Here is a 365-nt window from a genome sequence, read left to right as displayed (position 1 = left end):
GCTCGAGGACCTCGTCGGCCGCATCCGCGACGAGTGGGACTCCACCGAGTACGACGAGTCCGTGCTGGCGCACGACGGCGTCGACGGCGCCACCGTGCTCGAGGACCTGGCCGCGGACGGCGGCCCCGTCCTGCCGGACGGCGACTACGAGACCGTGGGTGGGCTCGTGCAGGTGCAGCTGGACCGCGTGCCCGAGGTCGGCGACGTCGTCCTGGCCGGTGGACACCGTCTCGAGGTGACCGCCATGGACGGTCACCGCGTCGCGCGCGTGCGCATCGGAGCCGACGCCGCGTCCTGACCGCGGGACAGAGCGGGGGGGAAAGCCCCTGGCGCAGGCGGTCGCACCACCCCGCCAGACGCCGACG

The 365-nt window shown here is 74.8% G+C and carries 1 protein-coding gene; it reads left to right on the top strand.

Annotated elements, in window-relative coordinates:
- Window positions 1-298: transporter associated domain-containing protein (locus BIU89_RS15330; RefSeq protein ID WP_302847414.1), on the top strand; the 298-nt coding region annotated here is incomplete at its 5' end.
- Window positions 299-365: the final 67 nt, after the last annotated feature.

It is taken from the genome of Curtobacterium sp. MCBA15_005, from assembly GCF_001864855.1.
Taxonomy (GTDB): Bacteria; Actinomycetota; Actinomycetes; order Actinomycetales; family Microbacteriaceae; genus Curtobacterium; species Curtobacterium flaccumfaciens.
This window is presented reverse-complemented; position numbering and strand designations above follow the sequence as displayed.